We start from the raw sequence: 13,672 nt of genomic DNA on the forward strand, positions 1-13,672 counted from the left end.
AGTAGAATTTTTGATAATACAAAGTTCCTTCAATAGCAGTTTCTATTAGGTATACGAATTACTGCTATTAGTACCATTATTACTGATTTAAGTTATAGCGCTAACAGGTTAACTGTCTGCGTGCTATATTTGCATAATAAATCTAAAGTTATAGGATTATGGAACAGATCATAAAACTCGAAAAAATTTCTCAATACAATGAACTGAAAGAAGTTGAAACTAAACATCCGTTAATAAGTGTTTTTGATAATTCTAAAACAAAGGCACTACCCAATCACAGTCGTCTGCATTTTGGGTTTTATGCTGTTTTTTTAAAAGCTGGAAATTGTGGCGAATTGAGGTATGGACGTAACAGCTATGATTATGATGAAGGAACGCTTGTTTTTCTAGCTCCGGGACAAGTGATAGAAGTTAATAATGAAGAGAATTATCAACCTTCAGGTTTGGCACTTCTTTTTCACCCTGATTTAATAAAAGGAACAGCGCTAGGGAAACGTATGAGTCACTACTCTTTCTTTTCGTATGAATCACATGAAGCACTTCATTTGTCTTTAAAAGAGCAACAAATTATAAAAGACTTGTTTGGTAAACTGGAATATGAACTAAGTCAATCTATTGATAAGCATAGCAAAAGTATCATAGCGAATAACATTGAGTTGTTGTTAAATTATTGTGTTCGGTTTTATGACAGGCAGTTTATAACCCGAGAAAACATTAATACTGATGTTTTGTCAAAATTTGAAAACTTATTGAATGCCTATTTTCAATCAGAAACACCTCAAGATTTAGGGCTTCCTTCTGTTGGATATTTTGCTGATTGTCTGCATCTTTCTTCCAATTATTTTGGAGATTTAATTAAAAAAGAGACCGGAAAATCAGCTCAGGAACATATGCAATTAAAATTAATAGATGTCGCAAAAGAAAGAATTTTCGATACCGAAAAATCGATAAGCCAAATTGCAACTGAACTCGGTTTTAAATACCCTCAGCATTTTAATCGGATGTTTAAAAAAAGTACTGGTTTTACACCAAATGAGTATAGAAGCTAAAATTAAAAATAGTAAGCCCCTTAATATTGATTGTTTTAAGGGGTTTAATTTAAATTCTAATGACCAATTAGTTAATAATAAGTTTGGATACTGTATTTCAGGACGGGACATATTATCAAAAAAAGAGAGAACCAATTTTGGTTCTCTCTTTTTTTGATAACTTATAAAGTATTAGTCTCTTCCATGACCATTTCCATTTCCTCTTCCATTTCCTTGATTATGTCCTTCATTTCCTCTTCGGTTATCATTGTCTCTTCGATTATCGTTTCCTCTGCGGTTATCATATTCTCTATGATTATCAAATTGTCTATGTTTATCGTTTCCTCTGCGATTATTGCTATAACCTATATTTCTTTGTTCTCTACCTTGGTAACCTCTATAATACCTTACTCTATCATTATTGAAGTTTCTGTAAGGTCTTGAACCGTGGTAATCATTCAATACTACTTTATATCCACTGTATAAATCATAATTTCTATATTGTCCAGGCAAATATCTTGATCTTATCCATCTTCCTCCACCAAAATAAATAAATTGAGTCGCTCTTATATCATAATAGGCTTCAACATCCGGCAAATAATAATAATCGGCTTCTGCATATCCTACTGGACCCCAGGAAGGTGGTGAGCCTATGTTTAAACTTACTGAAACTTGTGCATGTATAGTGCTAGATGCAAAAAGTATAATTCCTATGGCGATTAATTTTAATGTTCTCATTTTTCAAATATTTAATAGATTTATAATTTTATATTTACTCTTTTGGGTAATACTTTTTTTGTAAAACCAACAACTGTGCCAGTATAAAATAATTAACATTTAATTAAAATATTTGTGTCATTTTCCACAAAAAAAAGAGAAGCTTTTTGGCTTCTCTTTTTATAATTTTAAATTGAATTACAACAAAAGAATCAATAAAAGAATTACAATGATTATAGCTCCAACGGATAAATAAATACCATTTCCGGTTGATCTTAACTCCGCATTAATAGCACGTACTTCTTTACGAAGTGCTTTTTTCTCCGATGATTTCATGGAAGACTTGTCCATTGCTTTGATTTCATCTAAACGAGAAAGCATTTTTTTTACATTTTCAGGAACTTCTTTAGTATTGCTTGTTGCTGTAACTGGATTTTTTTCAGCAGCAATAATTGTGTTTGGAATAACAGTTAATGACAATACCATCATCATTAAATAAAAGGTAATTTTTTTCATCTTGGTTGTGGTTTTTTGGTTTAACATTATTGTTACTGTAAATATAAGAAATAATTAATAATAAATTTCATATAATTGAATCTCAGAACAATGTTGTTAAAACTTTAGAAAAAAATAATTTGGTCAAAAGTTAAAATGAGAAAAGATTTTAAACGTTTTTATTAAAGATTATAATACAAAAAAAGAGAATTCCATTTCTGAAATTCTCTTTTTTGTATTATATAAAAAACGTATTAATGTTTTCCATGACCACCATTTCCTTTTCCTTTATCATTACCACCATGATTACCATTATCTTGATTGTAATTCTTTTTAGATTCTTTGTAATTTTTATTCCCTTTATAACCTATTGATTTTTGAGGAGCACCATGATATCCTTTATAATATTTTACTTTATGATTTTTAAAGTTACTGTAAGGTCTTGAACCATGATAATCGTTTAATACAACTTTATATCCACTATACAAATCATAATTTCTATATGGTCCAGGCAAGTATCTTGAACGAATCCATTTTCCTCCACCAAAATAAATAAATTGCGAAGCTCTTATATCATAGTAGGCTTCTACATCTGGTAAATAATAATAGTCTACGTTAGAATATCCTACAGGACCCCATGATGGAGGCGTACCTATATTTACGTTAACTGAAACTTGAGCATGTATTGCACTTGATGCTAAAAGGATTATTCCTACAGCGATTAATTTTAATGTTTTCATTTTTCAAAAATTTAATTAATAATTTATTTAATAGCTAACCTATGTGTTACTTACTATAAATCCAACAACTATGCCAATTAATTTCTTTACCATTTAATCGTGGACTTTGTTTTCATAAAAAAAAGAGAAGTTTATAGCTTCTCTTTAAATTTTATTTTGGAAACTAGATTACAATAAAAGAATCAATAAAAGGATAACGATAATGATTGCTCCTACAGATAAATAAACACCGTTTCCTGTTGATGCTAATTCAGATTTAATAGCACGAACTTCTTTACGAAGTGCTTTTTTCTCGGATGATTTCATGGAAGATTTATCCATTGCTTTTATTTCATCTAAACGAGAAAGTAAAACTTTAACTTCTTCAGGTACTTCTTTAGGATTGTTTGATACTGTTGTTGGATTTTTTTCAGCAGCAAAAGTTGTTGTTGGGATTACAGTTAATGACAATACCATCATCATTAAATAGAAGGAGATTTTTTTCATCTTGTTTTTTTAGTATTAGTTAGTAATTTTTTACTACTGTAAAGATAAAACGATACTTGAAAAAAGGACTTATACAATTACTGCTTAAAATTATATAATTCACACCTTATCATAAAATATTGAATTTAATGCAATGTATTCTAAAATAGAACATTAAAAAATGATTTTTTTTATTTGTAAATTACAGTTCGAGGTTTTGCCAATTCAAAATCCTGAAAACCAAAATCCGTGGTTTCAAAAGAATTGGTTTTAAAAACATTTTCGCCAACACGAGGAATGGAAGGGTAGTAGGATAACGATATTTGGAAAGAACTAAATACTAAATAATCGTTATTAATAATACATCCGATGCTAATTTTAGAATATGCTTTACTGTCATTAATTTCTTTTTTAGCAGTTCCCAACATTGCAATTGAATAGTTGAAATAAGGATTTACGCGGAATCCCCATAAATCCCAAGGGGAATAAGCCTGAGTTTGTAAAGTCAATACCGCTTTCTTGGTTCCATATTCAGCACTATTAAAACCTAAAATTCCATAATTTTCGTTAATTGTAAGTTGGTCTCCCATAGAATTTAAACGGTTTATACCCAAAATAAATTGAGGCTTAATAAACTGTCTTAATTTCCATTTTCCAATAGTAATTAAATTAGTAAAATAATTTGCCTGAAAAGAAAAAGCAGTCTGGTTTGTTTTCGATTTATAAAAAAAGGAACCTAATTCAAAATTAACGCTTAAAAATCCCCATTTATAAAAATTTCCGAATGCAGCTCTACCCCCTAAATAGCAACGTCCAGTTCTATTCTTATATTGATAACCACCAGTAATTCCGTAAATTTTTCCAATTGGGACATCCTCGATTATTCCATTTTTAAAAATGTATTTGTCTTCCACAAATTTTCGAGAAGTAACACCAATTCCGGTAAGAAAAAATTTCTCTCCGGAATAGAAGTCAACGGGATCGTATGCGACTGTAGGACTTTCAAGGTATTTAATATTTAAAAATCTTCCGGACAAAATTAGATTGGTAGTTCTGTCACCTTCCGTGTTTCCTTTAAATAAACGAAAAGCATGTCCAACCCATAAATCTTGAGAATTGTATTTAAAATTTTGGTTAGTATATATCAAATTAGAATCCTGTATTGTGTCTTTTCTAAATTGCTGATCGACATAAATTCCAGCTGCCCATTTTGCAAAAGGGGAATAAAAAGGGCGGTCAATATTGATGCTTTTTGCATAATAATTATCTAAATCAATATGATAATTTAATGTTGTTTTGATAAATGTATTTTTGATATTGGGAATGATATAGGCAAAACGATACGCATTTTTCCCGTCACTGAATCTGTTTTTGAATTCATTATCAATTTCATGTCCTGAGCCCAAAAAGTTACGTTCGTTCAGTTGGAAACTAACTCTCGAGTTTGAAATGGAGCCTTTTGGTATTATACTCCAAGTGTCTAATACCCGAATATAAACGTCAACCGAATCTGGATTATTTTTAATTAGTTGGGGCGTTATACTAACTCTGCTTACGAATCTTTGAGTTCTGATTAAACGTTCGGATTCTTTAACTAATAAGGAATCTAAAGGTTCATTTTTTCTTATCAGCAATAAATTCTGGATAGCCAGCCTATTGGTTTTAATGTGAATTCTGTTTCCGCTTCTTTCCGCCCAATTTCGAGGTCCTCTAGTAGTATCAATTTCTGAAAATCCAAAAGGGTCGAGCGTAATAATATTGATGTTTCGGATAGTTCTACTTTCAAAAGCGAGGTATTTTTTTCGAACTACTTTTTCCTTTTTAACTTTTAAATTAACAGGTCTAAAAATTAACTTATGTATTAACTTAGTGAATTTCCTTTTTTTGGAATAGGTTTGAATATCCTTATATACTTCAGTAGAATCTTTTTTTGGTTTGTTTACCTGTGAAAAAGAAAGCTGACAGCAGCAAAAGAGTAAAAAAATTAAAATCAGTTGTTTTTGAAACATCTTAAAAAATTAGCTTTTAAAAATAGATTTTAGAATTTTAAGCAATTAATTTTCAGTACGATTGTTATCATTTTCGGTGGTGGTTTCTGTAAACGTAGGAACAATAATATCCGTTTTGATTATGATTTTTTTTGCTGTTGTTTCGGAATCAAATAGAGGTAATTTAATATTATACCAAGTATATGTTTTTGGTAAATCATCTCCCATCAAATAGCCCCAAGGTTCCAGAGATTCTATTCTGTCAAAAATTACTTTGAGAATGGCAATTATAGGAATAGCCAAAAACATTCCAGAAATTCCTGAAATTGCTCCGCCTATAATAATCCCAACAATGGAAACAAATGCATTTATTTGGACTTTTGAACTCACAACCAATGGGACTAAAACATTGTTGTCAATTAACTGTACAATTATGTTGACTACAATTACACCAACAATTATGGATAAGTCGGGTGATCCAGTTAGCGATGCTATAATACTTAAAGCACCTGCAAATAATATTCCAACATAGGGGATTAAATTTAGAATCCCCGTAATAATTCCCAATAAAATAGCATACTTAACGCCTATTATCATAAATCCAACGGTTGTCAATATGGAAACCATAATCATTTCTATAATTAAACCAACAATATAACTTTTTACGGCTACTTTTATCTGAGATAAAATATCCTGCAATTTAGGGTGATACTCTTTTTTTATCAATTTGGAAAAGAACAACATAAAATGAGTTCTGTACAAAAGGATTAAAAAAGTATAAATAGGAATTAAAATCAGGTTTAGGAGCGTATCCGTAAAGGACATTAAGGTCGTTCCTATCATTTCTTTTCCTTTTTCCATTGAATCTTCAGTAGCAGTGTCCAAATATTGTTTTTGTTCCCTGGAACTTATATTGAAATGTTCCCGGATGTATTGTTGAATGTTATGAATGTGGATGGAAATGTTTCTTTCGATTTTATTAAAATCATTAGCCATTTCACTAATCTGAATGGATAAAAATGCAAAAAGTCCAATAAAGAGTAAAATAAATAGCAGAACAGTTATCATTACTGCTATGACATGTGGAAAACGGAGTTTATGTCTTATAAAATGAGCAATGGGTCTTAATATTATAGCAAATATAAAAGACAATAAAATTGGAATTAAAATTTCCTGACCGATATAAAAAATATAGCCAAAACTGATCAAGCTCAATAAAACCAGTGTAAGTTTTGCGTAGAATGGAAGTTTTATGGTATCATTCATATTTTCGTTGTATTTATATTTATTAAAATTTAAGTATAGAAATTTAAAATTTAACAAGCAAATATGATAGAATAATAAATCTAAACCGTTACATATTTTTAAAAAATAGTTATATAATTTCCACTTAATAAAACTATAAATTTAGCCATAGATAAATAAGAGCAAGGTGTTTAATAGAAAATTAATCTACGAATTCTTTATCATCAAAATGGGTTTTTAAAATTGAAATCCCTTTTTGCAAAAGCAAATTATTAGGAAAAATTACCATTTCCCCATCATTGGTTTTTAAGAATACATGAAAAGCACCAATATCTTCAACCTCAGCTTCAATAGGGAAATCTTTGTCATGAATCTTTATTACATCACCAATTTTAAACGGAAAAGAAAAGAACAAAATAATACCGGATGTGATGTTACTTAAAATAGACCATTGGGCAAACATGGCAACACCTACAACAGTTGTGATGGAAGAAAGTGCAATAAAAATATCTTTAGTTTGAACTCCCCAAATTATTATTAAAGAGGTTATTGCCAGAATATTAATAAATAAATGAATGTATTTGATGACTAAATTAGTTCGATGTTCAATAGTGTGACTTGATTTAGCATAGCGCCTTACCAGTTTTGAAGTGATAATTCGTAATAAAACGAACAAAATCACTAAAATTCCAGTTGCAATTAGTTCTCTTGTGTATTGTTGAAAAAAAACCATATCCATAATTTATTTATGCTAATTTACTCAAATATTCATAAACTTTGTCAGTTGGCATGCCCATAACATTCGCATAAGACCCTTCAATTTTTGAAACACCTATAAAACCAATCCATTCCTGAATTCCATAAGCGCCTGCTTTGTCATAAGGCTTGTAATTTTCAAGATAATATAAAATGGCTTCATCACTTAATTGATTAAAGGTAACTTTAGTCAGTTCATTAAGAACGGTTGTTTCTAAAGTAGTTTTAAAACAAACCGAGGTAATCACTTCATGCGTAGTATTCGATAATGATTTTAGGATTTCAAAAGCATCTTGTTGGTTTTTTGGTTTCCCCAAAGCTTTGTCATTATGCCAAACAATCGTATCACTTGTTATTAGGATATCACCAGGTTGTAAGTCGCCTTCAAAAGCTTTGGCTTTCAGTTCAGCCAAATAATCAGTGATTGCTGCAGCCTTTAATTCAGGAGGATAAATTTCTTCGATTTCTTTAAGCTTGATTTCAAAATCCAAATCTAAATCTTTGAAAAATTGTTGACGTCTTGGAGAGCCCGAAGCTAGAATCAGGTTGTATTTTTTTAATTTATTCTTAAGCATTATATTTCATATTTATAGTGATAACTCCAATAGAGATAATCCCGAAAAGAAGAATCCATTTCAGTAGTAAGCTCAATTTGTGAAAGTCATTTTTTGTTTTTGCATTCCAAATTTTTACCGTAAAATAGAGAAGCGGTCCAGTTACAAAAGTCAATAAATAAACGGTTGTATACGTCAAAAGAAACAAATAATTATAGGTGTAAAAAAGAATTGCTATTAGAGGGACAAAACTTAATACAAAAACTATTTTTGTGGTTCTATTAACTCCTATAGTTACCGGTAAAGTATTTATTCCATGATTAGAATCTCCCTTTACATCTTCTAAATCTTTAACGATTTCCCTAATGAAATTAAGAAAGAAAGTAAAAATCGCATAGTCTAAAAGAATGGAAAAAATAACAGCCATTTGTGTCTGATTTCCTTCATAGGTGGCAGGGTATAAATCAAAAATTCCTATGATAACAACGCTGAAAGAAAGTAATAAAGCTACAATTACATTTCCAACGAGAACCATTTGTTTTAAACTGGTAGCGTAAAGATAAAGTGTAGCGGCTATCAAAATAAAAATAGAGGCAAATCCTGGTTTCTGTATAACATTCGACAAATAAAAACCAATACCAACACCAACACAATTAAGCGCAACATATATATTATATGCTTTAGCTTCAGAAATAAGTTTACCTACAATTACATCATTTGGTTTATTATCGTTATCGGTATTTTGATCAACTATATTATTTATTACATAGCCACCCGCTGCAATTAAAACGGTGGATAGAACTAATAATAAATATTGCCAATCTGCTAAAGATAATGGGATATTTTGAAATTTAAAAAATCCGTACCGGAAAACAAGCTGCATAAAAGCAAGCATGAGTAGGTTTTGGTATCGAATGAGTTTTAGGTATTTCATAGTGTTCAGTATTCTGTTCGCTTCGCTCGGGTCAGTCGCAGTCGCAGTTTTCAGTATTGAATGTGACTGAAAACTGTGACTGAAAACTATCTAATCGTGTTTTCCATCAAAATAGGCCATCCATTTTCCCTGTGCTTTCATCACTTGTTCGATTACATCACGAGCAGCACCCTTTCCACCATTTTTATGTGAAATATACTTTGAAATAGCTTTAATTTCCGGGCTTGCATCTTGTGGACAAGTTGGTAATCCCACTAATTTCATGACGTGATAATCGGGAATATCATCTCCCATATACAAAACATGTTCTGGATTTATTTGGTAAACATCGGTATATTCATCAAATGTTTCCACTTTGTTTGGTGTCCCTAAATGAATGTCAGTAATTCCAAGATTTCTTAGTCGGACTCTGACACCTTCATTGCTTCCTCCCGAAATGATGCAAACATTATAACCGCTTTCTACGGCAGCTTTCATAGCATAACCGTCACGAATATTCATGGTGCGCAGAATTTCTCCTTCATTAGTTACAAAAACGGAACTATCGGTAAGTACGCCATCTACGTCAAATATAAACGTAGTAATATCATTCATTATTTCTTTATAACTTTTTGCCATTATGCTGTATGGATTGTGTTAGTGTTTTATAAATTGTCAGGTAGTTTTTATTGGATAGAAAGGCTTCATGCGCTTCAATAGTAGCAGTATCATTGCGTTTTGCCGGTCCAGTTTGCGCTTCTTCTGGAGAAAGCACCATTATTTTCTCAGCAGTTTCTGCAATCAAAGGTTTTAGAATCTCGAAAGGAACTTGATGTTCTTGGCAAATTTCGCTTCCTATTTGGTACAAATGATTGGTGAAATTATTGACAAAAACTGCGGCAACGTGCAATGCTTTTCGTTGTTCGGAATTGATGGCAAATACTTTTTCAGAAATTGCTTTTGCCACTTTATCCAATAATTGAAAATCAGTTGCATTTTCGCTTTCTAAACAAATTGGAATGCTTTTAAAATCAACGGCTTTATTTTTGGTGAATGTTTGCAAGGGATAAAAAACGCCTTTTCGGTTATTGTCATCCAAAGCATTCAAGGAAACACTTCCGGAAGTATGAACCACTAAACGATTTTTGAACGAGAGTTGTGAAGAAACATCGGCAATTGCATCATCCGAAACGGCTATGATATACAAATCAGCTTCTGCCAAAACATTCCAATCATTAGTGACTTTATCATAATCCAGTAAGTGCGATAGATTTGCAGGTTGCCTTGAAAAGACTTGAGCCAACTCGATTTCTGATCCCAAATTTTGCGAATCCTGAAATGCCGCAATCAAATGTTGCGCTACATTTCCAGAGCCAATAATTATTACTTTAATCATTTGACAAAATTAGCAAAAAAATATTAAGGGTTTTATTCAATTTTTGTACGACAAATAAACCGCAATTAGCATTAAAATATGCTTTTTCATCGAAAAATAGAAAGACTTAATTTTGGATTTAATTAACAATTGTACGAATATAGAAGTCAAGATTTTTAAGTACTTTTGTCGCACTTTTACTAAACGTAATCCCTTACAAATGATTAAAAAAATATTCTCGATTTTGTTTTCTACACGATTAATGGCTATGCTTTTCTTAACATTTGCAATCGCAATGGGTACCGGAACTTTTATCGAAAGCAAATACAATACAGATACTGCAAAAATTTTAGTTTATAATGCTTGGTGGTTTGAAGCCATAATGGTGTTTTTTATGATTAATTTCATTGGAAATATCAAAAGATACCAGTTGTTTAAAAAAGAAAAATGGGCTACTTTATTGCTTCATTTGGCTTTTGTTTTTATCCTTTTAGGAGCATTTGTAACCCGATATATCAGTTATGAAGGAGTAATGCCTATTCGCGAAGGCGCTGCAGAAAATCAAGTCTTTTCAGATAAAACCTTCCTTACTGTTTTTGTTGATGGGGATTACAAAGGGGAAATGAAACGTAGAGTTTTTGAAAAACCATTGTTGCTTTCGCCGGTTACCAATAATAATTTTACCATTTCAGATAAATTTGCCAATACTAATTTTGAAGTAAAATACAAAAACTTCATCATGGGTGCTAAAGAATATATAAAACCGGATCCAAAAGGTTTTTTATATTTCAAAATTGTAGAAGCGGGAGATGGCGGACGTCATGAACACATGCTTAAAGAAGGGGAAGTTCAAAATATTCATAACGTTTTATTTTCATTGAATAAATATACTGAGGGAGCTATAAATATCACTATTACAGGCAATACGAGCACTATTCAAACGCCATTTGAAGGTAATTTTATGCGTATGGCTGATAAAATGCAAGGAAAAGTAACTGTAGGAAGTGCGCAACCATTGATGATGCGTTCCTTATATACTATTGGTGAAATGCGATTTGTATTTCCGGATCCTGCTGTAAAAGGAGTGATTGATTATGAATCTAAAAATGATTTCAAAGCCAAGAATCATGATGATGCTTTGGTTTTAACAGTGACTGCCGACGGACAAGAAAAAGAAGTAACAGTTGTAGGTTCCAAAGGTAAACTTGGGGAGTCAAAAACCGTTAAAATAGAGAATATTGATTATACTTTTTTCTACGGAAGTAAAGCTTATGTGTTGCCATTCAAGATAAAACTGAATAAATTTATTGCCCAAAAATATCCAGGAACTGAAAAAAGTTATTCTTCGTTTGAAAGCAAAGTTACAGTTCAGGATTCCACAAACTCATTTGATGCCAGAATTTATATGAATCATGTTTTAGATTACAAGCAATTTCGCTTTTTTCAATCTTCATTCGATCCTGACGAAAAAGGTACGGTTTTATCTGTAAACCACGATTTCTGGGGAACTTGCATAACTTACAGCGGTTATTTTATGTTATTTTTTGCAATGATGTCTATTATGTTTACCAAATATTCTCGTTTTGCTGATTTGAAAAGAAAACTGGAAGGGGTAAAAACCAAGAAAGCTAATCTAATGACTATTTTGGTTTTGCTATTCAGTTTTAATGGTTTTGCCCAAAGTCATGAGGAGCATCAACATCAAGTTCCAAACGTGAAACAGATTGATTCTTTGTTGAATAAATACAAAGTTACAGAAGAACATGCGGCTAAATTTGGACGATTGATTATTCAAGATGGAGGAGGAAGAATGAAGCCTGTTAATACTTTTTCATCTGAATTGCTTCGAAAAGTAAGCCATATGGAAACCTATGAGGGCATGAATTCTGATCAGGTTTTACTGTCTATGACGCAATATGCCAAAGTTTGGATTGAAGTTCCCATCATCTATATTAAAGCTGGAAATGATAGTATCCGTAAAATTATCGGAATTGATAAAGAAGCAAAATACGCTCCTTTTATAGCTTTTTTCGACGAAAAAGGAAATTATAAGTTGTCACCCTATCTCGATGATGCTTTCAAAACAGCTAATCCAAATCAATTCGAAAAAGATTTTATAGAAACGGATAAGAAAGTAAACTTAATGGAATCGGCTTTGAGCGGAAGAATTTTAAAGATTTTCCCTATTCCGAACGATGCGAATAACAAATGGATTTCCTATTTAGAATTGAATGAATCGGGAATGAAAGGAATGGATGCTACCTATACTAAAAGTGTACTGCCATTATATTTTGGAACTTTGACTAACGCAGCTGATACTAAAAATTATAAAACGGCAAACGAATTATTAGAAAGTATAAATGGTTTTCAGAAAAAATTTGGAGCTAAAGTAAGACCAAGTGAAGATAAAATTTCATTGGAAATCTTGTATAATAAATCCGATATTTTCAAGAATCTTTTCATGGCTTATTTTACAATTGGCTGTTTGATGCTAGTGTTTACAATACTTAACATTGTTTTTGAAAAAAAGATATTGCGTATTGTGATTAATTCCTTTCATGTATTCATTGGAATATTATTTGGTTTGCACACTCTTGGATTAGTTGCTCGTTGGTTCATTTCGGGTCATGCACCTTGGAGTAATGCTTACGAATCTATAATTTATGTGGCTTGGGCAACAATGTTCTTTGGTTTGGCATTTGATAGAAAATCAAAACTTACGGTTGCAGCTTCGGCTTTTGTAACTTCTATGATTTTGTTTGCTGCTTTTATGAATTGGATTGATCCAGAAATTGCTAATTTGCAACCCGTTCTTAATTCGTATTGGTTAATGATTCACGTAGCGGTAATTGTTGCGAGTTACGGACCATTTGCATTGGGAATGATTTTAGGTGCTGTTTCTCTTTTGTTGATTTTGTTTACCAATGAAAAAAACAAAGCCAAAATGGATTTGAATATTCAAGAAATCACGTATATCAACGAAATGGCATTGACGATTGGTTTAATCATGCTTACCATAGGGAACTTTCTTGGCGGACAATGGGCTAATGAAAGTTGGGGTCGTTACTGGGGTTGGGATCCAAAAGAAACCTGGGCCTTAATCAGTATTATGGTTTATGCCTTTGTTATTCACGCTCGATTTGTTCCTTCTTTACGAGGAAAGTGGGTTTTTAACCTGATGAGTATGTTTGCTTTCGTATCGATTTTATTTACCTATTACGGCGTTAATTTCCACTTAGTAGGATTGCATTCTTACGCAAGTGGTGAAGCGAAATCATTGGATTGGATTTGGTATTCATTAGGTACAATTGCTTTATTTGGAGCCATTTCTTATCCAAAATATAGAAAGTATTACAAGAAATAACAGTTTGATTATTTCATAAAAAAAGGTTCAAC

At 31.5% G+C, this 13,672-nt stretch carries 13 protein-coding genes; 2 read left to right on the plus strand and 11 right to left on the minus strand.

The features are described 5' to 3' along the window. Window positions 1–158: 158 nt before the first annotated feature. Window positions 159–1,049: a helix-turn-helix domain-containing protein gene (locus ACNQGG_RS13660; RefSeq protein WP_417964843.1), complete on the plus strand. Its 891-nt coding sequence runs from the start codon at window positions 159–161 to the stop codon at window positions 1,047–1,049. A gap of 171 nt (window positions 1,050–1,220) precedes the next feature. Here ACNQGG_RS13660 and ACNQGG_RS13665 read toward each other — a convergent pair whose 3' ends face one another. The 11 genes from ACNQGG_RS13665 to ACNQGG_RS13715 form a co-directional block, all read right to left on the minus strand. Continuing rightward, window positions 1,221–1,766, minus strand: coding sequence for a hypothetical protein (locus tag ACNQGG_RS13665; protein ID WP_417964845.1), 546 nt, complete (start codon window positions 1,764–1,766; stop codon window positions 1,221–1,223). A gap of 177 nt (window positions 1,767–1,943) precedes the next feature. Further along, the gene (locus tag ACNQGG_RS13670) at window positions 1,944–2,261 is read right to left on the minus strand and encodes a hypothetical protein (protein WP_417964847.1); all 318 of its coding nucleotides are present in this window, start codon (window positions 2,259–2,261) and stop codon (window positions 1,944–1,946) included. A gap of 233 nt (window positions 2,262–2,494) precedes the next feature. Beyond that, the gene (locus ACNQGG_RS13675; RefSeq protein WP_417964849.1) at window positions 2,495–2,980 is read right to left on the minus strand and encodes a hypothetical protein; all 486 of its coding nucleotides are present in this window, start codon (window positions 2,978–2,980) and stop codon (window positions 2,495–2,497) included. Between the two features lie 168 nt (window positions 2,981–3,148). Then, window positions 3,149–3,466 carry a hypothetical protein gene (locus ACNQGG_RS13680; RefSeq protein WP_416856476.1) on the minus strand — a complete coding sequence of 106 codons (318 nt, stop codon included), beginning with the start codon at window positions 3,464–3,466 and terminating at the stop codon, window positions 3,149–3,151. A 170-nt stretch (window positions 3,467–3,636) separates the two neighbouring features. Beyond that, window positions 3,637–5,454 carry a BamA/TamA family outer membrane protein gene (locus ACNQGG_RS13685; RefSeq protein WP_417964851.1) on the minus strand — a complete coding sequence of 606 codons (1,818 nt, stop codon included), beginning with the start codon at window positions 5,452–5,454 and terminating at the stop codon, window positions 3,637–3,639. Window positions 5,455–5,499: 45 nt separating this feature from the next. Continuing rightward, complete coding sequence (locus ACNQGG_RS13690; protein WP_417964853.1) at window positions 5,500–6,699, minus strand: AI-2E family transporter; 1,200 nt, start codon at window positions 6,697–6,699, stop codon at window positions 5,500–5,502. 181 nt (window positions 6,700–6,880) lie between these two features. Next, entirely contained in the window at window positions 6,881–7,411 is a 531-nt protein-coding gene (locus ACNQGG_RS13695; protein WP_417964855.1) for a mechanosensitive ion channel domain-containing protein, read from the minus strand. 13 nt (window positions 7,412–7,424) lie between these two features. Next, complete coding sequence (locus ACNQGG_RS13700; RefSeq protein ID WP_417964857.1) at window positions 7,425–8,009, minus strand: Maf-like protein; 585 nt, start codon at window positions 8,007–8,009, stop codon at window positions 7,425–7,427. Beyond that, window positions 8,002–8,922: a geranylgeranylglycerol-phosphate geranylgeranyltransferase gene (locus tag ACNQGG_RS13705; protein WP_417964859.1), complete on the minus strand. Its 921-nt coding sequence runs from the start codon at window positions 8,920–8,922 to the stop codon at window positions 8,002–8,004. Before ACNQGG_RS13705 ends, ACNQGG_RS13700 begins: the two co-directional genes overlap by 8 nt. 90 nt (window positions 8,923–9,012) lie before the next feature. Further along, window positions 9,013–9,540, minus strand: a complete 528-nt coding sequence (locus tag ACNQGG_RS13710; RefSeq protein WP_417964861.1) for a KdsC family phosphatase — start codon at window positions 9,538–9,540, stop codon at window positions 9,013–9,015. Beyond that, window positions 9,524–10,297, minus strand: a complete 774-nt coding sequence (locus tag ACNQGG_RS13715; RefSeq protein WP_417964863.1) for a Rossmann-like and DUF2520 domain-containing protein — start codon at window positions 10,295–10,297, stop codon at window positions 9,524–9,526. Before ACNQGG_RS13715 ends, ACNQGG_RS13710 begins: the two co-directional genes overlap by 17 nt. 199 nt (window positions 10,298–10,496) lie before the next feature. On the opposite strand from ACNQGG_RS13715, the gene ACNQGG_RS13720 reads away from it, so the two are divergent. Further along, window positions 10,497–13,640 carry a cytochrome c biogenesis protein CcsA gene (locus tag ACNQGG_RS13720; RefSeq protein ID WP_417964865.1) on the plus strand — a complete coding sequence of 1,048 codons (3,144 nt, stop codon included), beginning with the start codon at window positions 10,497–10,499 and terminating at the stop codon, window positions 13,638–13,640. The last annotated feature ends 32 nt before the right edge of the window (window positions 13,641–13,672 follow it).

This window comes from Flavobacterium esculini (assembly GCF_048284325.1).
Lineage (GTDB): Bacteria > Bacteroidota > Bacteroidia > Flavobacteriales > Flavobacteriaceae > Flavobacterium.